The organism is Streptomyces chilikensis (genome assembly GCF_001642695.1).
In the GTDB taxonomy this organism is placed as follows: Bacteria; Actinomycetota; Actinomycetes; order Streptomycetales; family Streptomycetaceae; genus Streptomyces; species Streptomyces chilikensis.
In genome coordinates, this window is the sequence record NZ_LWCC02000055.1 from 1 (window position 1) to 16,525 (window position 16,525).

The 16,525-nt window shown below is 74.2% G+C and carries 20 protein-coding genes, 1 tRNA gene and 1 pseudogene; 11 read left to right on the top strand and 11 right to left on the bottom strand.

Features of this window, described 5'->3' with window-relative positions; translation table 11 throughout:
• A pseudogene (locus tag A2U95_RS21925) lies at positions 1-361 on the top strand (hypothetical protein); the annotation flags it as partial.
• 5 nt (positions 362-366) lie between these two features.
• On the opposite strand, the gene A2U95_RS21930 reads toward A2U95_RS21925, so the two are convergent.
• Entirely contained in the window at positions 367-591 is a 225-nt protein-coding gene (locus A2U95_RS21930; RefSeq protein ID WP_166025913.1) for a hypothetical protein, read from the bottom strand.
• Positions 592-754: 163 nt separating this feature from the next.
• Here A2U95_RS21930 and A2U95_RS21935 point away from each other — a divergent pair, with 163 nt between their 5' ends.
• The gene (locus A2U95_RS21935) at positions 755-1,477 is read left to right on the top strand and encodes a DUF6227 family protein (RefSeq protein WP_166025917.1); all 723 of its coding nucleotides are present in this window, start codon (positions 755-757) and stop codon (positions 1,475-1,477) included.
• Between the two features lie 191 nt (positions 1,478-1,668).
• Positions 1,669-2,430, top strand: coding sequence for a dioxygenase family protein (locus A2U95_RS21940; protein ID WP_166025981.1), 762 nt, complete (start codon positions 1,669-1,671; stop codon positions 2,428-2,430).
• Between the two features lie 4 nt (positions 2,431-2,434).
• Here the strand turns inward: A2U95_RS21940 and A2U95_RS21945 are convergent, their stop codons facing one another.
• Positions 2,435-2,944, bottom strand: a complete 510-nt coding sequence (locus tag A2U95_RS21945; protein ID WP_166025919.1) for a GNAT family N-acetyltransferase — start codon at positions 2,942-2,944, stop codon at positions 2,435-2,437.
• Positions 2,945-3,190: 246 nt separating this feature from the next.
• On the opposite strand from A2U95_RS21945, the gene A2U95_RS21950 reads away from it, so the two are divergent.
• The 7 genes from A2U95_RS21950 (at position 3,191) to A2U95_RS21980 (ending at position 11,594) form a co-directional block, all read left to right on the top strand.
• On the top strand, positions 3,191-4,192 hold the full coding sequence (locus A2U95_RS21950) for a sigma-70 family RNA polymerase sigma factor (protein ID WP_166025922.1): 1,002 nt from the start codon (positions 3,191-3,193) through the stop codon (positions 4,190-4,192).
• A gap of 353 nt (positions 4,193-4,545) precedes the next feature.
• Positions 4,546-5,859 (top strand): M6 family metalloprotease domain-containing protein, encoded by a 1,314-nt coding sequence (locus A2U95_RS21955; protein ID WP_166025924.1) that lies wholly within the window; start codon positions 4,546-4,548, stop codon positions 5,857-5,859.
• Between the two features lie 119 nt (positions 5,860-5,978).
• Positions 5,979-7,580, top strand: a complete 1,602-nt coding sequence (locus tag A2U95_RS21960) for an ABC transporter substrate-binding protein (protein ID WP_166025926.1) — start codon at positions 5,979-5,981, stop codon at positions 7,578-7,580.
• Between the two features lie 83 nt (positions 7,581-7,663).
• On the top strand, positions 7,664-8,632 hold the full coding sequence (locus tag A2U95_RS21965) for an ABC transporter permease (protein WP_166025983.1): 969 nt from the start codon (positions 7,664-7,666) through the stop codon (positions 8,630-8,632).
• Entirely contained in the window at positions 8,622-9,518 is an 897-nt protein-coding gene (locus A2U95_RS21970; RefSeq protein WP_166025928.1) for an ABC transporter permease, read from the top strand. The genes A2U95_RS21965 and A2U95_RS21970 overlap by 11 nt, the downstream gene beginning before the upstream one ends.
• 62 nt (positions 9,519-9,580) lie before the next feature.
• The gene (locus A2U95_RS21975; protein ID WP_166025985.1) at positions 9,581-10,882 is read left to right on the top strand and encodes an ABC transporter ATP-binding protein; all 1,302 of its coding nucleotides are present in this window, start codon (positions 9,581-9,583) and stop codon (positions 10,880-10,882) included.
• A gap of 49 nt (positions 10,883-10,931) precedes the next feature.
• Positions 10,932-11,594 (top strand): ABC transporter ATP-binding protein, encoded by a 663-nt coding sequence (locus A2U95_RS21980; RefSeq protein WP_166025987.1) that lies wholly within the window; start codon positions 10,932-10,934, stop codon positions 11,592-11,594.
• Positions 11,595-11,614: 20 nt separating this feature from the next.
• Here the strand turns inward: A2U95_RS21980 and A2U95_RS21985 are convergent, their stop codons facing one another.
• Positions 11,615-11,842 carry a hypothetical protein gene (locus A2U95_RS21985; protein ID WP_206283010.1) on the bottom strand — a complete coding sequence of 76 codons (228 nt, stop codon included), beginning with the start codon at positions 11,840-11,842 and terminating at the stop codon, positions 11,615-11,617.
• A 99-nt stretch (positions 11,843-11,941) separates the two neighbouring features.
• Here A2U95_RS21985 and A2U95_RS21990 point away from each other — a divergent pair.
• Positions 11,942-12,017, top strand: a tRNA-Arg gene (locus A2U95_RS21990).
• Between the two features lie 68 nt (positions 12,018-12,085).
• On the opposite strand, the gene A2U95_RS21995 is transcribed toward A2U95_RS21990, so the two are convergent.
• The 8 genes from A2U95_RS21995 to A2U95_RS22030 all read right to left on the bottom strand — a co-directional run bounded on the left by A2U95_RS21995 (position 12,086) and on the right by A2U95_RS22030 (position 16,504).
• Positions 12,086-13,237: a tyrosine-type recombinase/integrase gene (locus A2U95_RS21995; protein ID WP_166025930.1), complete on the bottom strand. Its 1,152-nt coding sequence runs from the start codon at positions 13,235-13,237 to the stop codon at positions 12,086-12,088.
• The gene (locus tag A2U95_RS22000; protein ID WP_166025932.1) at positions 13,237-13,425 is read right to left on the bottom strand and encodes a helix-turn-helix domain-containing protein; all 189 of its coding nucleotides are present in this window, start codon (positions 13,423-13,425) and stop codon (positions 13,237-13,239) included. Before A2U95_RS22000 ends, A2U95_RS21995 begins: the two co-directional genes overlap by 1 nt.
• The gene (gene repSA, locus A2U95_RS22005; protein WP_166025934.1) at positions 13,422-14,801 is read right to left on the bottom strand and encodes a replication initiator protein RepSA; all 1,380 of its coding nucleotides are present in this window, start codon (positions 14,799-14,801) and stop codon (positions 13,422-13,424) included. The genes A2U95_RS22000 and repSA overlap by 4 nt, the downstream gene beginning before the upstream one ends.
• Positions 14,798-14,992, bottom strand: a complete 195-nt coding sequence (locus A2U95_RS22010) for a hypothetical protein (RefSeq protein ID WP_166025936.1) — start codon at positions 14,990-14,992, stop codon at positions 14,798-14,800. Before A2U95_RS22010 ends, repSA begins: the two co-directional genes overlap by 4 nt.
• Before the next feature lie 92 nt (positions 14,993-15,084).
• Positions 15,085-15,411 (bottom strand): SpdD-like protein, encoded by a 327-nt coding sequence (locus tag A2U95_RS22015; RefSeq protein WP_166025938.1) that lies wholly within the window; start codon positions 15,409-15,411, stop codon positions 15,085-15,087.
• A gap of 17 nt (positions 15,412-15,428) precedes the next feature.
• On the bottom strand, positions 15,429-15,587 hold the full coding sequence (locus tag A2U95_RS22020) for a DUF4175 domain-containing protein (RefSeq protein WP_166025940.1): 159 nt from the start codon (positions 15,585-15,587) through the stop codon (positions 15,429-15,431).
• A 13-nt stretch (positions 15,588-15,600) separates the two neighbouring features.
• Positions 15,601-15,795 (bottom strand): mobile element transfer protein, encoded by a 195-nt coding sequence (locus tag A2U95_RS22025; RefSeq protein WP_166025942.1) that lies wholly within the window; start codon positions 15,793-15,795, stop codon positions 15,601-15,603.
• 19 nt (positions 15,796-15,814) lie between these two features.
• Entirely contained in the window at positions 15,815-16,504 is a 690-nt protein-coding gene (locus tag A2U95_RS22030; RefSeq protein ID WP_166025944.1) for a DUF2637 domain-containing protein, read from the bottom strand.
• Between the last annotated feature and the right edge of the window lie 21 nt (positions 16,505-16,525).

Here is a 16,525-nt window from a genome sequence, read left to right on the forward strand (position 1 = left end):
GGCGCTCCCGGCGGCTCCGGCCGCTCCGGGCGGCTCCGGCGACGGCGGTGCCGCGGGCCGGCCGGGCGGCGTGCCACCTCCGCCCGGGCCGCGCGTGGCGGCGCCGGTGCGGCTGGCGGATCCGGCCGTCGCCGGGCTGCTGAGGGCGGGCGATCTGGTCGACGTGGTCGCCGCCGGTCCCAGGGGCCGTCCCCGGGTGGTGGCGCGGGAGGCCCGGGTCGCCCGGGCGGTCACCGGGGCGGCGGAGGACACGGCGGGCGGAGCGCTCGTGGTGCTCTCCGTGCCGCGCCGGACCGCCGTACGGTTGCTGGGCACGGCGCCGGAGGACCGGCTCTCGGTGGCGCTCAGGAGCCGGCCGTGAGGGGATCAGAGGTGGTGCGGCGGCTTCTCGTCGAGGAAGCGGCGGAGGTCGGCGGCGGCGTCCTCACCGCGCGGCCGCTCGCCCCAGCCGCGGTCGGTGTCGTCGGAGGTCTGCTGGTCCAGCGGATCGTCGAAGACCAGGGCGGCCCGCGGGGTGCGAGGCGCGGCGGGCGCGGCCGAGGAGGCGTCGTCGCGGTCGTCGCGGGTGGCGTCGTCGTGGGAGGAGGGCACCCGTCCAGCCTAAGGCCGGCGTACGCCCCCGCCGACAGGCAACCTGGAGGACGATGCGGGCGTCTCAACAACCGTACGTTTTCTCGGTTCCCGGACATGATGTCCGACCGAGGGGCTACGGTATGCACCCGCAAGGTGACAAGCAGCGACGCTGGGAGCAGCCTTGAGCGTTCCGTACGAGACGGCGGCGCACCCGGAGGAGCACCTGGACCGGCTCCTCGGCCGCGCCCTGAACTCCTTCGAGCTGCCCGACGAGGTCCTGACCCGGCTGGACTCCGCGCTGGCGTACGACGGCTCGCTCCACTCCGCGCACCACAGCTCGGGCCTGCACCGGGAGACCCACCGGCACACCTGGCTGCTCACCGACGGCTCGGTGCTGACCCTGTGGGAGCTGGTCCACAACACGGCGCCGGACGGTCTGGTGCGCCACGAGGTCTACGCCGGCCAGGAGGAGCTGTCCGCCGCCACGGCCCGGCTGCCCCTTCCGGCCGACGAGCCGGACCTGGAGCCGGTGGACGCCCTGCGGCTGCCCCCGGTGCGGCTGCCCCCGATGACGGACGCCGGTCCGCCGTACGCGCCGGCCGACTCGGCGGACCACCTCCGCCGGCTCCTGCGCCGGGCGGAGAACCTCGACCGGCCCGGCCCGGAGGACACCGCGGTGCTGCGGACGGCGTACGCGCACGAGATCGCCCAGGCCTTCGGACCGCCGTGCCGGACCGGCACCGGACTGTGCCTCTCCCTCTACGAGCACGTCTTCCTGCTGCCGCACGGGCGCCGGGCCTCCCTGTGGGAGGTCGAGCACACGGCGACACCGGACGGACGCCACATGTGCGAGGTCTACTCCACGGAGGCGGCGGCCCGGGCCGCGATGGAACGGCGGGTCTGAACCGCCGGGACCCCGCGGAAGCCCTGCGGAGACCCTGTGGGCGCCCTGCGGGCGCCCTGCGGGCGCCCGGTGGGGCGCACCCCACTTTTATTGAATCTTTAACGAAATCGGATTAGGCTCATGGTTGCGCTTTCACGTAACGAGGAGCCGCCGCCATGACCACCTCATCCGATCCCCGTACCGGCGGCCGGATGCCCGCGCTCTACCTGAGCCACGGCGCGCCGCCGCTCGCCGACGACCCCGTCTGGCCCGGCGAACTGGCCGCGTGGTCGGCCTCGCTGCCCCGGCCGAAGGCCGTCCTGGTCGTCTCCGCCCACTGGGAGGAGGCCCCGCTGGCGCTCGCCGCGACCGCCACCGTGCCCCTGGTGTACGACTTCTGGGGCTTTCCCGAGCGCTACTACCAGGTCCGTTACGCGGCTCCCGGCGCCCCCGAGCTGGCCGAGTCGGTGCGCAAGCTGCTCCGCGCCCCCGGCACCCCGGTGCAGGACGTGCCGGACCGCGGACTGGATCACGGCGCGTACGTGCCCCTGGCCGAGATGTACCCGGATGCGGACGTGCCGGTGCTCCAGGTGTCCATGCCCACCCTGGATCCGCAGCGGCTGATGGAGATCGGCCGGCGCCTGGCCCCCCTGCGGGACGAGGGCGTGCTGATCCTCGGCTCCGGATTCTTCACCCACAACCTGGCCGCGCTGCGTCACGCGGGCGTGCCCGCCTGGTCGGCGGAGTTCGACGACTGGGGCCGCCGCGCCCTGGACTCGGGCGACGTCGACGCCCTGCTGGACTTCGCGCACGCCGCCCCCGCCGGGCAGCTCGCCCACCCGCGCACCGAGCACTTCGCACCGCTCTTCGTCGCCATGGGCGCCGCCGAGGCCGCCGGCGACCTGGACACCCAGCGTTCCGCCATCGAGGGCTTCTGGATGGGCCTGGCCAAGCGGTCCGTGCAGTTCGGCTGAGAGGTCAGAGCCTCTTCTCGAACCAGGCGACGTCCCAGTACCGGCCGAACTTGCGCCCGACCTCGCGGAAGAGCCCGACCTGCTCGAAGCCGAACCTCCGGTGCAGCCGCACGGAGGGGTCGTTGGGCGGGACGACGGCCGCGTAGGCCCGGTGCACGTCCTCGTCCGCCAGCGCGTCGAACAGCGCCCGGTACAGCTTCCCGCCCACCCCGCGCCCGGTGGCGCCCGGCGCCAGGTACACCGTGCACTCCACCGAGCCGAGGTAGGCGGGCTTGGGCCGGAGCCGGCCGGAGGTGGCGTATCCGAGCAGGGCCCCCGTTCCCGCCTCCTCCGCCACCATCAGCCGGTGCGGGCCCCACGGGGAATGGGCGGCGAACCAGTCGCGTCTCTCCTCGGGGGTGAAGGGGACCGTGTCGAAGGTGTAAGGCGTCTCACACACGTAGTGGTTGTAGAGGTCCGTGAGGCCCTTGAGGTCCTCCTCGACACCGGCCCTGACCTGCGCTTCCTGACCCACGGTGCTCCTTCGCCTCCGCCGTGCGGGCGGGCAGGGTACTGCATGCGGACCCGAAGAGACGGGTGCGGCGGGAATTCTGTCCCGATTCCGGTCGTTGTATCCCACGGATGCCGGGCACCCGGTGACAGTGAGGCTCACACGCTTCAGCGTCACGCCGAGCCCGCCGGGGGTGGCCGACGGCCACCCGGGAGGCCGGCGTCCGACGGATAGGAAACCGCCCGCCCACGATCGTTAGGGAGCACACGCATGGCAACCCGTGCCGTCGCCCGTCGCAAGTCCGCCACCTCCGGCGGGACGTCCGACGCGGCACGCAGCGTTCGCGCCCATGGCGGCGAGATCGCGGACCGCGACCTGGTCGGCATGTACCTGGACGAGATCGCGCGTACGCCGCTGCTCGACGCCGCGAAGGAGGTCGAGCTGTCCGAGACGATCGAGGCGGGCGTCTACGCCCAGCAGATCCTCGACGGCGAGGTGGAGACCAAGGCGGACGTCACCCGTGAAGAGCTCGAGGCCCTGGTCGACGCGGGCGAGCGGGCCAAGGACGTCTTCATCAGGTCCAACCTGCGTCTGGTCGTGGCGGTCGCCCGCCGCTACCCGCGCAGCGGACTGCCGCTGCTCGACCTGATCCAGGAGGGCAACGCCGGCCTGGTCCGCGCCGTGGAGAAGTTCGACTACCGCAAGGGCTTCAAGTTCTCCACGTACGCGACGTGGTGGATCCGCCAGGCCATCACCCGTTCCATAGCCGACCAGTCGCGCACCATCCGCCTCCCCGTCCACCTGGTGGAGGAGCTGGGCCGGATCCGCCGCGTGCAGCGCGAGTTCAACCGCGAGAACGGGCGTGACCCGGAGCCCGCGGAGATCGCGCAGGAGCTGGGCGCCACCCCGGAGCGGATCATCGACGTGCTGGACTGGGCGCGCGACCCGGTCTCGCTGAACATGTCGGTGGACGACGAGGGCGAGACCCAGTTCGGCGACCTCCTCGAGGACACCTCCGCGGTCTCGCCGGAGCAGTCGGTGCTGACCCTCCTGCGCAGTGAGGAGCTGGACGAGCTGATCAACCACCTCGACCAGCGCACGGCCTCGATCATCAAGATGCGCTACGGCATCGAGGACGGCCGGGAGCGTACGCTGACGGAGGTGGGCAAGGAACACGGCCTGACCCGCGAGCGGATCCGGCAGATCGAGAAGCACGCTCTGCTGGAGCTGAAGAAGCTGGCGCGCGACACCGGCTTCGACGCCGCCGCGTGACGACCGCCACCGTTCCGGCCACTGCATAACGGCGGAAAACGCCTCCTCGCGGGCGGCGTAGCCCGCCGCAGGCCGGGCACAACAACTGGGCCGACCTTTTGGGCCGACCCTCCAGAACCGGGCCCCGATGCACTCCCCCCGGCATCGGGTCCCGCCGGCCGGGTCCCGGCGTCCTTCCCCCCTTGGACGTCCGGGCCCGGCCTCTTCGTGCGTGCTCCGCCCCGCTCAAACCTCCCCGCCGCGAAACCCCCCGACCGGCCTCCCCCGGCGCGCGACGGCCACCGCCCCGGCACAGGGTGGGCGCAAGGGTGCGGCCGGTCGCCGGACCGGCCGCGTGGAGTGGGAGGCCGAGCATGCCGCACCGCGACGCGTACCGCCGCTCCATACCGGGGGACCGGGCAGGACGCCTGTCCCGGTCCCGTCGGATCGCCTCCCTGGCCGCCCTGTGCGCGCTGGGCCTGGCCGTGTGCACCTCCGCGGTGAACGAGCAGGCCGAGGACCCCACCGCGGCGGGCCCCGTACCCCCGGCCCGGACCGCCGTGGGGCTGGCCCCCTGCATGATCAACGGCGGTCTGGGCTCCCAGATGTCGGAAGGGCTGCCCACCCCGTCCGGCTACTCCGCCGCCACCGGCACCGTCCGGGCGCTGAACCTGATGGTCGACTTCCCCGACGCCCGCGGTGAGGGCGACCCGATGGACCGGTACGGGGAGTTCTTCCCGCAGACCCAGGACTGGTTCCGCACCAGCTCCTACGGCCGGCTCGACTACCGGCCCGACGCCCCGGTGCGGCGGTGGCTGCGGATGCCGAAGGAGTTCGAGGAGTACGGGATAGAGCGCGGCGCGCCGTTCGACCCGGCGTACCGGGGACTGGTCGAGGACATCGTCGAGGAGGCCGACCCGGAGGTCGACTTCAGCCGGTACGACCTGCTGAACGTCCTGGTCACCCCGAACGCCGGCCCTTCCGCGCTGGACACCGTGCTGTCCGTGACCTTCGCCGCCAACTCCGACGCCCCGGTCGCCGACGGGGTGCCCGTCTCGCACGCCTCGTTCGTCTACTCGCGCCAGGACGACGGCTCGGGCACCTACGACCGCACCGGCTACCGGGTCCTCCCCCACGAGAACGCGCACGTCTTCGGGCTGCCCGACCTGTACACCCAGGACGGCGGCGGGGCGGCCGGCCACTGGGACATCATGAGCGAGGACTGGGGCGCCAACAACGACCTCCTCGGCTGGCACAAGTGGAAGCTCGGCTGGCTCGATTCCGGCCAGGTCTCCTGCGCCGCGCGGGCCGGATCCGTGAGCGACCACGTGCTGACGCCGCTGGCCCGGGCGGGCGGCCCCAAGCTGGTGGTGGTGCCGCTGGACGCGGACACCTCCTACGCCGTCGAGGTCCGCACCCAGGAGGGGAACGACGAGCTGGTGTGCCGGCCGGGCGTCCTGGTCTACCGGGTCGAGGCGGGCGTCGAGACCGGCCGGGGCCCGGTCACCGTCCACGACCACCGGCGCGACAGCGGCGGCTGCACCCACTCCCCCAACGTCCACGCCGAACTCTCCGACGCCACCCTGACCACGGGCGACACCTTCGCCGACCGTGAGCACGGCGTGCGGGTCCACGTCCTCGGCGAGGGACCCGGCGAAACGTATCGCCTCCGCGTCACCCGGAAGTGAGACCACGCGGACCCCGCCCCCGGAGGCCCTCTCCTTATTGCGATCCCTATGCAATAGCATCATCGCTGCAAGGATCAAGGATCACAGGATCAAGGGCTCCTCACGGAAGGCACTCCTCCATGCCCCGGGCAATACGTCAGGCCGTCGCCCTCACCGCCGCGGCGCTCACCGCGGCCGCCTGCTCCGCCCCCGGTGCCGGCGACGCCCGGACCGCCGCGCCGGCCGACTCCGTCGTACTGGGCGTGGCCACCGAGCCCGACACCCTCAGCCCGCTCCTCGGCTACGGCAAGGACGGCAACTCCAAGCTCTTCGACGGCCTCCTCACCCGCGACGCGGACCTCGGCCTCGAGCCCGCCCTCGCCGAGGCCCTCCCCGAGGTCTCGGAGGACGGCCTCACCTACACCTTCACCCTCCGCGACGGCGTCACCTTCAGCGACGGCGAACCCCTCACGCCGGCCGACGTGGTCTTCACCTACGAGACCGTCCTCGACGAAAGGACCAACAACCCCCACCGCAGCGAGCTGGCCGCCGTCGACCGGGTGCGCGCCGAGGGCGACGACCGGGTCGTCTTCACCCTCAAGTACCCCTTCGCGCCCTTCGCCGCCCGCACCGTGCTGCCCGTCGTGCCGCGGCACGCCGCCGGGAAGCAGGACCCCAACACCGGCTCCTTCAACACCAGCCCGGTCGGCACCGGCCCCTACGTGCTGGCCGACTGGCGGAAGGGCGAGAAGCTGGTCCTCAAGGCCAACCCCCGGTACTGGGGCGGCGAACCGGCCGTGAAGAACGTGACCATGGCGATCGTCCCCGACGACGACGTGCGCGCCACCCGGCTGCGCTCCGGCGACCTGGACGGCGCGGTCCTGCCGCCCGACCTGGCCGCCACCTTCGCGGACGAGGCGGACCTGACGACCCACCGGGCCACCTCGTACGACTACCGCGCCGTCAGCCTGCCCACCGACGGCCCGGTGACCGGCGACGTCGACGTCCGCCGCGCCCTGGACCTGGCGGTGGACCGCGACACGATGGTGGAGAAGGTCCTCGACGGCGCCGGCCGCCCCGCCTACGGCCCGCTGCCGGTCGACGACGAGTGGTTCGCCGAGGGCACCGAGCGCGCCCACGACCCCGCGGCCGCGCGCCGGATCCTCGACCGGGCCGGCTGGCGGAAGGGCGCCGACGGCATCCGCGCCAAGGACGGCCGCCGCGCCGCGTTCACCCTCCACTACCCGGCCGGCGACAAGGTCCGCCAGGACCTCGCCCTGGCCTACGCCGGTGACGCGAAGAAGATCGGCGTCGAGGTGAAGGTCGAGTCCGGCACCTGGGAGGTCATCGAGCCGCGGATGGCGAAGGACGCCGTGCTGGCCGGCTTCGGCGACGTCGGCGACCCCGACTTCGGCCTCCACCCCCTGCTGCACTCCTCCGAGGCCGGCGACGGCTTCAACAACATGCCGCACTACGACAACCCGGCCGTCGACGAGGCGCTGGACGACGCCCGCCGCACCCGCGACACCGAGGAGCGCAAGGCCGCCTACGACACGCTCCAGAAGGAACTCGCCGAGAACCCCGGCTACACCTTCCTCACCCACCTGGACCACCTGTACGTCCTCGCCGACCGCTGGAGGACCGCCGGTTCCGACGGCCTGACCACCCAGGTCGAGCCGCACGAGCACGGCTTCGCCGCCGGTCCGTGGTGGAACCTCGAGGACTGGCGGCCGAAGCGGTGAACGGGACGGTGACCGGGGCGACGACCGCCGCGACGGCGGACGCCGGCCCGACGGCCACCCGGCGGCGCCCGCCCTGGGCCGGCATGGCCCGGCTGGCGGCCCGCCGGATCCTCACCGGGGTGCCGCTGCTGCTGGCCGTCACCCTCGGCGTGTTCGCGCTGGCCGCCGCCTCCCCGTTCGACCCGGTCCGCGGCTACGCGGGCGACGCGGCGCTCACCGCCGACCAGGAGACCCTGGACCGGCTCGCCGCCAACCTGGGCGTGGGCGAGTCGTTCGCGGTGCGCTGGTGGGACTGGCTGACCGCGGCCCTCGGCGGCGACCTCGGCGACTCCACGGTGCTGCGGCAGCCGGTCGCCGAGGTGATCGGCGAGCGCGCGGTCTGGTCGGCGCTGCTGTGCGCGGTGGCCTTCGCGGTCGCCGTGTCGGTGGGCACGCTGCTCGGCGTGCTCGCCGCCCGCCGCCCCGGCGGCCTGCTCGACCGGACGGTCACCGGGCTGGCGTACACCCTCTCCGCCGCCCCGGTCTTCTGGCTGGCGCTGCTCGCCGTGTGGCTCTTCGCGCTGCGCCTCGACGTACTGCCGGCGGGCGGGCTGACCGACAGCGGGGCGTCGTACGTCTCCTTCGGCGAGGTGGCCGAGCACCTGGTGCTGCCCGCCGGGGTGCTGGCCGTCTCGCAGCTGCCCTGGTTCGTGCTCTACGTCCGGCAGGGCGTCGGCGACGCCCTCGCCGAGGACCCGGTGCGCGGCGCCCGCGCCCGCGGCCTCGCCGAACGCACCGTCCTGCTGCGGCACGCCCTGCGGTCCGGACTGCTGCCGGTGCTGACCCTGATCGGCTCCCGGGTGCCCGAACTGATCACCGGGGCGCTGCTGGTGGAGACCGTCTTCAGCTGGCCCGGCATCGCCGACGCCACCGTACGGGCCGCCACCGCCGTGGACTTCCAGCTGCTGGCCGCGCTGACCGCCTTCGCCACCGTCGCCGTCCTCCTCGGCAACCTCCTCGCCGACCTGCTGTACGGCCTGTTCGATCCAAGGGTGGACCTCCGTGACATGTGAGCACCCGGACGCGAAGGCGCCGGCACCGGTGGCCTGGCGGTCACGGGGCCCCCGGCAGCGGTCGTGGCGGACCCTGCGGGTGCGCACCTCCGCCGCCCTGACCGGCGCCGTCGTCCTCGCCGTGCTGCTGGTCCCGCCGCTGGTCCAGCTCGACCAGCAGGCCGTCGACCTCGCCGCCAAGCTCCGGCCGCCCTCCTGGGCGCACCCGTTCGGCACCGACGACGTGGGCCGCGACCTGCTGCTGCGGTGCGTCCACGGGCTGCGGGTCTCGCTGTTCATCGGCGTGGCCGCCGCCCTCGTCGCGGCCGTCGTCGGCACCGCCGTGGGGGCGCTCGCGGGCGCGCTCGGCGGATGGGTGGACCGGGTCGCCATGCGGGTCGTCGATGCCCTGGCCTCGGTGCCGCACCTGCTGCTCGGCGTCTTCGTCGTCGCCCTCTTCCGGCCGGGCGTGTGGCCCGTGCTGCTGTCGATCGCCGCCACCCACTGGCTCTCCACGGCCCGCATCGTGCGCGCCGAGGTGCTGTCGCTGCGCGGCAGGCCGTTCGTCGACGCGGCGGTCTCCGGCGGCGCCTCCCGGTGGCGGATCGCGGTACGGCACCTGGTGCCCGCCGTGCTCCCGCAGGCCGGGCTGGCCGCCGTGCTCTCCGTGCCGCACGCCATGTGGCACGAGTCCGCCCTCTCCTTCCTCGGCCTGGGACTGCCCGCCCACATGGCCAGCCTCGGCAACCTCGTCGAGGGCGCCCGCGGCTCGCTGCTCGCCGGGCAGTGGTGGCCGACGCTCTTCCCGGGCCTGTTCCTGATCGTCCCCACCCTCGCCGTGGCCGGGCTGGCCGGCGCCTGGCGGGACCGGATCGACCCGCGCCGCCGATCGGAGCTGATGCTGTGACCGACGTCCTCCCCTCCGACGCCCTTCCCTCCGACGTCCTCCTCTCCGTCCGGGGGCTCCACGTGCGGTTCCTGCTGCCGCGCGGCCGGGTCGTCTCCGCCGTCACCGACGTCTCGTTCGACGTCCGGGCCGGGGAGTGCCTCGTCCTGGTCGGCGAGAGCGGCTGCGGCAAGTCGGTGCTGGCCTCCGCCCTGCTCGGCCTCCTGCCGGGCAACGCGCAGACCGCGGGCAGCGCGGTGCTCGGGGGCGCGGTGCTCGGCGACGCGGGTGCCCCGGGCCGCGGCTCCGCCGGCCTGGGCTCCACCGGGCGCGGCTTCCCTGGCCGCGGCTCCGCCGGCCCGGGCTTCCCCGGGCGCGGTTCCACCGGCCACGTCCCCTCCGGCCACGCCCCCTCCGGCTTCGGCTCCCCCGGGCTCGACCTGCTCGCCGCCGACGAACGCACCCTGGCCCGCCGGGTCAGGGGCCGTCTGGTCGGACTGGTGCCGCAGAGTCCCGCCGCGCACCTCACGCCGGTGCGCACGGTCCGCTCCCAGCTGGAGGAGACCGTCGCCGAGCTGCGGGGGCCGCGTGGACCGCAGGAGGCACGGGGCCCGTGGCGGGGGCGCGCGGCTCTGCGCACCGCCGCCGCGGACGCTGCCGAGCGGGCCGCCTTCCCCGCCTCCCACCTGGACCGCTACCCGCACGAGCTCTCCGGCGGGCTCGCGCAGCGCGCCGCCGTCGCGCTCGCCCTGGCCGGCGACGCCCCGCTGCTGCTCGCCGACGAGCCCACCACCGGCCTCGACCGCGACCTCGTCGACCTCACCGTGGACGAACTCCGCCGCCACGTCGACACCGGGCCGGCCGACGGCGCGGGGCGGCGCGGCATGCTGATGATCACCCACGACCTCGCGGCGGCGTCACGCGTCGCCGACCGGGTCGCCGTGATGTACGCCGGCCGCATCGTCGAGATCTGCGACGCCGCCGACTTCTTCGGCGCCCGCGGCCCCCGCCACCCCTACAGCCGCGGCCTCCTCGACGCCCTCCCCGACCGCGCCTTCATCCCCGTCCCCGGCCTGCCGCCGGAGCTGAGCGACCTGCCGCCCGGGTGCGCGTTCGCCGCGCGGTGCGGGCACGCCACGCGCGCGTGCGGGACCGTGCCGACGCCGGGCGCCGTCACGGACGGGGCCGGCGTACCGGGGGCGGGGCGGACGCCTGCCCCGGTCCCGTCCCCCGCCCCGGCCGTGCCGCCGCGGGCGGGCGCGTCACCGGGAACAGGCGCGTCCGCGCGGGCGACCGCCCTCCCCGGCCTGGTGGCCTGCCACCACCCCCACCGCCCGGAACACCCCGAGCCCGAGCCCGAGTCCGTGGAGCCGACCCATGCGTGACGCCCCCGCCCCCACCGCCCAGGACCGCGGGACGGCCCCGGCCCCCACCGTGCTGGAGCTCCGGGGGATCACCGCGGGATACGAGCGGCACCGCCCCGTCGTCCGCGACGCCTCCCTCACCCTCTCCGCGGGCGAGGCCGTCGGGCTGCTCGGCCCCAGCGGCTGCGGCAAGTCCACCCTGGCGCGCGTCGCCGCCCTGCTCCACCGCCCGTCGGCCGGTCACCTCCTGCTCGACGGCACCCCGGTGACCCGCTGGCGTCACCGCGCTCCCCGCGCGCAGCGCACCGCCTTCGGCGTCGTCCTCCAGCAGCCCCGTCTGGCCGCCGACCCGCGCCTCACCCTCACCGACCTGATCGCGGAACCCCTGCGCGCCACCGGCCGCCGCGCCGAGGTCCCCGCCCGCCTCGCCGAACTCACCCCCCTGGTCGGCCTCACCCCCGACCTCCTCACCCGCCGCCCCCACGAGGTCAGCGACGGACAGCTCCAGCGCGCCTGCCTCGCCCGCGCGCTGGTCCTGCGCCCGCGCATCCTGGTCTGCGACGAGATGACCGCCATGCTCGACGCCTCCACCACGGCGGCCCTGGTCACCGCCGTCGAGGCCTACCGCGCCGAGACCGGCGCCGCCCTCCTCGCGGTCGGCCACGACGCGGTCCTGCTCGACCGCTGGTGCGACCGCGTCCTCCCCTGGAAGGCGATCGCCGGGGCGGCGTAGACCCGACCGCCCGGGCCCCTCTACACCTCCCGCCTGGCGAACAGCTCCAGATGCCCGCACCGGGGGCAGCGGTAGGCCTCGATCTCCCACCGGGTCCTCCCCATCCGCTTGGCGCCCCCGAAGATCCCCCGCTCCAACGGCCCGGCGATCCACCGCGCGAACCCCTGCGACGCCTCACCGGAGTCCTCCACGAACCCCGGCTCCAGGCCCACCGCGCCGCACTGCCCGCACTGCACCTCGTCATCCATGTCCACGAGCCTAGGCCCGCCCGCCACAGCACCGCATACGGATCAGCCCTCACCCGCTACACTGACCGCGGTGGCCCGGCCGTTCCGGCCAGGCCTCCCGCCTTCGTAGCTCAGGGGATAGAGCACCGCTCTCCTAAAGCGGGTGTCGCAGGTTCGAATCCTGCCGGGGGCACCAGCGCAAAGGCCCCGGACCGATCATGGTCCGGGGCCTTTGACATCCACGTCTGACATCAACGGTGTCGGTCACTGACGACCGCGACGCCTCCTGAGCAGCCGGTCCATGTGGCTCATGGCCTCCCGCTGCGTGTCCTGCACGACGTGCGTGTAGACGTCCATGGTGATGCTGATCTGTGAGTGCCCCAGGATCTCCATCACCACCCGGGGCGCGACCCCGGCCGCCGTGAGGAGCGTCGCCGTGCCGTGCCGTGCATCGTGCAGCCGGATCACCCGGAGGCCGGCGGACCGGGCGACGCGGGTGAAGGACCGGTAGACGTTCCGCGGCTCGACCGGGCGCCCGGTCCGGGTGGTGAAGACGTGGTCCGACTCCTGCCAGGTCTCCCCCGCTTCCGTCCGCGCCGCCACCTGCCTCATGCGGTGCCAGCGCAGCGGCGCGATGCAGAGCGCGGGCAGCGGGACGGCCCGACGACGGCGGCTTTTGGGGTCGTCGTCGTACAGCACGCCCCGGCGCCGCTGCGTCTGCTGGCGGACGTAGAGCACGCGGCCGTCGAGGTCGAGGTCCGACCAGCGCAGACCCACGATCTCTCCCCGGCGGAGCCCCATGGCGATGGCGAGCACGAAGGCCGCGTACAGCGGGTCCTTGCGCGAGGCGGCCAGGAAGTCGAGCGTTTCGTCCAGGCTCCAGGGCTTCAGTTCACGGTTGTCGGTGCGGGGAGGTTCGACGAGCTTGGCGACGTTCCGCGCGATCAGCTCCTCGCGGCATGCCGTGGACAGCGCCGAACGCAGCACGCGGTGTGCTTCCTTTGCCGTCGCCGCGGTGGTCTTCTCCTCGAGGCGGACGAGAAAGCGGCGCACGTCGGCGACGCCGAGGGATTCGAGCCGCTTCGCACCGAGCATCGGCACCAGGTAGAGCCGGACGTGCGCCTCGTACTTGTCGTACGTGCTGAGCTTCCGCCGGGGCCTGATGACGTTGTCCAGCCAGTACGGCAGCCACTCGGCGAGCTTGGCCGACCGGGTGGGCACGGGCACGCCCTGGTCCACCTTGTCGAGCAGCTCCCGGCGCTTGCCGTCACACTCGGCCCAGGTCTTGCCGTAGGCGAACTTGCGGGCGCGGGTGCCGTCGGGCTGGAGGACGTACACGGCGGCCTGATAGCGGCCGTCCTTGCGCTTGGTGATGGTTCCCGCGCCGTTGGGGTTGCGCTTGCGCTGCTGGGCCATCAGGCGGCCTCCTCGATCTCGCGGGCGATGAAGTCCCGGAGGGCGTCCGCCGGCACACGGCGGGAACGGCCGATGGTGATGGACGTGAGGCGGCGCGAGCGGATCAGGTCGTAGACCGTGGAGCGTCCGAGCTTGAGCCGGGCCATGACCTCCGGCACGGTCAGCAGTTCGGCGGTCGCGGTGGTCATGCTGCGGCTCCTTCCAGGGCGAGTTGGTCGCGCAGGGCTTCGCGGGCGGTTCGGCGGTTGAGTTGGATGCCGCGGGCGATGGTGGCCGCGAGGGCGGATTCGCCCGGGGTGTGGCCGTGCCCGGCGTAGTTCCAGGAGGCGAGGACGAGCACGGTGTCCGGGTCGCCGAATGCGTCGTGCTCCTGGGCGGCCCGGTAGTCGGCGCGGATCTGGCGGAGCGCGCCGAGGGTGGTGGAGTAGCGGCGGGACTTGGTCGAGAAGTGGCCGCGGAAGCCGAGCATGTGCGCCCACGCGGTGAGCTTGCGGTCCGGGTAGAGCGGGGCCAGGTCGAGGCAGGCTTCGATGAGGCGGCGCGGGTGCTCGGGCACGTCCAGGACGTCGAGGACTTCCCGGTTGCCGATGCGGCGGTCGAGGCTGCCGGTCGACTCGGCGGCCTTGGTGGCGTACTTGGCGACGTACGAGGCGACGGCCTGTTCCGTGATGTCGGATCCGTCGCCGAAGGCGTGGATGGGGCGGATGTCGAGCTGGCGGCCCCACTGGAAGCGCCGGCGGGGCTGGTCCCCGGCGGCCGGGACGGTGATCGAGGTGTAGGCGTGGGCGGCGGCGGCCCGGATGGAGTCGTCGAGCAGCTGCACGCTGGCCCACGACGGCGGGGCACTGTCCGGGCCGCCCGGTCCGTCGAGGCGGATCACGGCGTGGAAGTGGATCGCACCGCGCTTCTGGAATTCGGCGACCTTGCCGTACGAGACCCGCAGGACGTCTTTCAGGGCACGTTGGGTGAGGCCGGCGCGGGCGGCGAGTTCACGGCGCAGGCGGGTGGTGAAGCGCTGCCAGAGCTGGCCCGCGTGGTTGTTGAACAGGACCGTGCCCGCGTAGTCGTACGTGCCCGGGTCAAGGGCGGTGCCCAGGACGGGATCGTCCTCCTGGTGGTGGTCGCCGCAGCGGCAGACGCCGCGGTCCGGCCGGTTGTGGACCGGGCCGAATGAGGGAGCGGTGAAGGTGGCGAAGACCCGGGGGTGGTCGCGGACGGTGGCGGGGATGTCCTTGGTCTCGTCTCCGGCGAGGCCGGCGCGGATGAGGTGGTAGGTGTCGCCCGCGTAGGTGTGGGCGCAGGCGGGGCAGCGGGAGGCGCGGCGGTTTCCGCAGGCGACGCGGAGGCGCCCGCCCGGTTCGGTGTCGGTGGAGTAGCGGCGCAGGGTCTCGCCGCTGGTGCGGTCCTTGGCGAGGGTCCAGCCGGTGAGGTGGATGGGGTCGGCGCAGCCGCCGGTGCGGTGCACCTGGTCCTTCCAGCGGTCGAAGCTGGGGGACCCGGCCACCCGGAGGACGTCGTCCAGGGTGGCCGGGTCCAGGCCCGCCGCGGTGGCGGTGTCACTCACGCGGCCACCTGGGCGTGCCGGGTGAAGGAGCGGTGGGCGGCCCGGGTGCCGGTGCCGTGGCAGACGGGGCAGTGGACGGTGATGGTGCGCAGGCGTCCGGCGTGGTCGCGCCCGCCGAGGGTGACGCGAACCGCGGGGAAGCCGTCGCAGTGGGAGCACACCCGTGCGGGGCCGGTGGTGGGCTGGGACATGATGGGTGTTCCTTCCGGATCGTTTGGTTCGGGCAGGGGCACGGCTTCCGGGGCGGGCGAGACTTGGCGGTTGAGACCGCCCCGGAGGCCGGTCAGCGGCGCTTGGACTGCTGGCCGCTGAGCGAGCGGATGACGAGGGCGCAGACGGCGACCGAGGCCGCGGTGACGGCGGTCGCCAGGAGCATGGAGACCAGTACGGCGCCGACGACCAGGACCACGGCCGCACCGGCTCCGACGAGCGCCACGGCGGTGCCGGGGGTGAGCTGCACCACCGGCCGGGCCGGGGACGCCGGCACCGGGGCGGGAGCGGCCGGAGACGTCGGTGCCGGGGCGGGTTCGACGGCGGTGGGCTGGACGACGACGGGCGGGGTGGCCAGGCCGGTCGGCCTCGGCATGCTGGGGATCCTGGGGCGGAGCATGGTGGTTCTCCCTTCGGTCACTTGGTGATCGCGGTGTCGATGGCGGGGGCGAGGAGACTGTCCGCGAGGAGGTAGCCGCCGAGGAGGAGCACGGCGACGAGCCACCAGGGCGGGCGGATGAGCTTGACGCCGAGCGCGCCGACGACGATCAGGGCGAGCCAGAGCGGGACGTCCATGGCGGTTCTCCGTTCAGTCGGCTATTCGGCAGCGGTGGGTGCGGGCGGCGAGTTGTGCGGCGGACTGGGCGGTGTAGTCGGCGGACCAGCCGCAGCGGTCGGTGGTGCAGACGGCGGCGTGCTTGGTGCGGCCGTGGCGGTCGCGGTGGGTGCCGATCTGCACCGGGCCGATCCGCATGACGGATTGGAAGTGGTCGCGAGCAGGCACGAGCGGGTCTCCTTCCGGATCAGGTGAGTTGGGCGGCGATGGCGTCGGCCATGGGCGCGGGAACGCCGAGGCGGACGCGCAGGGTGTCGGTGTCGATGGCGGCTCCGGTGCGGGCGCGGTGGTCGTCGGCGACCTTGCGGGCGTGGGCGACCAGGGCGACCGGGACCGGGGGAGCCGGTGCCGGGGCCGCGGCCAGTGCCGGCGGGGCGGGCTCCGGTGCCGCGATTTCGTCCGGCTCGTCGGCGACGGGCTCCGGGTTGGCCAGCGCGGCGGCGGGGACCGGGTCACGTTCGAGGACCGTGCGCGGTTCCGGCGCGGGCGCCGGTTCGGGTTCGGGAGCTGCGTGCGGCGCGGGCTTGTGGGCGAGGAGGGTCCCGCCGAGGAAGGCGAGGGCGGGCCAACCGGCGACGAGGATGCGCAGCCAGGCCGGGACGGCTCCGAGGTCGAGCAGCCCGGCCGTGGCGACGTTGGCACCCAGTGAGGCGGCGAGGGCGATGGCGAACCACAGCCAGGCGTCGCGATTGTCGGCGTCCTGGCTCATGCGTCGCCAGGCGGCGACCAGGAGCAGGTCGACGGAGACCGGGTAGGCCCACGCCTTCCATCCGGTCTGTCCGGCGGCTTCGGCCAGGTCGTGCAGGTGGGAGAAGGACAGGGCCCCGGCGATCACGGCCTGCACCAGTACGGCGTCGGCGCGGAGTTTGCGGGTCACGTCCTCACCTCCTTCGTGGGC

Excerpts from the sequence above, each read along its gene's own strand:
- A2U95_RS21940 (WP_166025981.1), top strand. The coding sequence starts at position 1,669 with ATGCCCGCGCTCTACCTGAGCCACGGCGCGCCGCCGCTCGCCGACGAC.
- A2U95_RS21950 (WP_166025922.1), top strand. The coding sequence starts at position 3,191 with ATGGCAACCCGTGCCGTCGCCCGTCGCAAGTCCGCCACCTCCGGCGGG.
- A2U95_RS21955 (WP_166025924.1), top strand. The coding sequence starts at position 4,546 with ATGCCGCACCGCGACGCGTACCGCCGCTCCATACCGGGGGACCGGGCA.
- A2U95_RS21960 (WP_166025926.1), top strand. The coding sequence starts at position 5,979 with ATGCCCCGGGCAATACGTCAGGCCGTCGCCCTCACCGCCGCGGCGCTC.
- A2U95_RS21965 (WP_166025983.1), top strand. The coding sequence starts at position 7,664 with ATGGCCCGGCTGGCGGCCCGCCGGATCCTCACCGGGGTGCCGCTGCTG.
- A2U95_RS21985 (WP_206283010.1), bottom strand. The coding sequence starts at position 11,842 with ATGGATGACGAGGTGCAGTGCGGGCAGTGCGGCGCGGTGGGCCTGGAG.
- A2U95_RS21995 (WP_166025930.1), bottom strand. The coding sequence starts at position 13,237 with ATGGCCCAGCAGCGCAAGCGCAACCCCAACGGCGCGGGAACCATCACC.
- A2U95_RS22000 (WP_166025932.1), bottom strand. The coding sequence starts at position 13,425 with ATGACCACCGCGACCGCCGAACTGCTGACCGTGCCGGAGGTCATGGCC.
- A2U95_RS22010 (WP_166025936.1), bottom strand. The coding sequence starts at position 14,992 with ATGTCCCAGCCCACCACCGGCCCCGCACGGGTGTGCTCCCACTGCGAC.
- A2U95_RS22015 (WP_166025938.1), bottom strand. The coding sequence starts at position 15,411 with ATGCTCCGCCCCAGGATCCCCAGCATGCCGAGGCCGACCGGCCTGGCC.
- A2U95_RS22020 (WP_166025940.1), bottom strand. The coding sequence starts at position 15,587 with ATGGACGTCCCGCTCTGGCTCGCCCTGATCGTCGTCGGCGCGCTCGGC.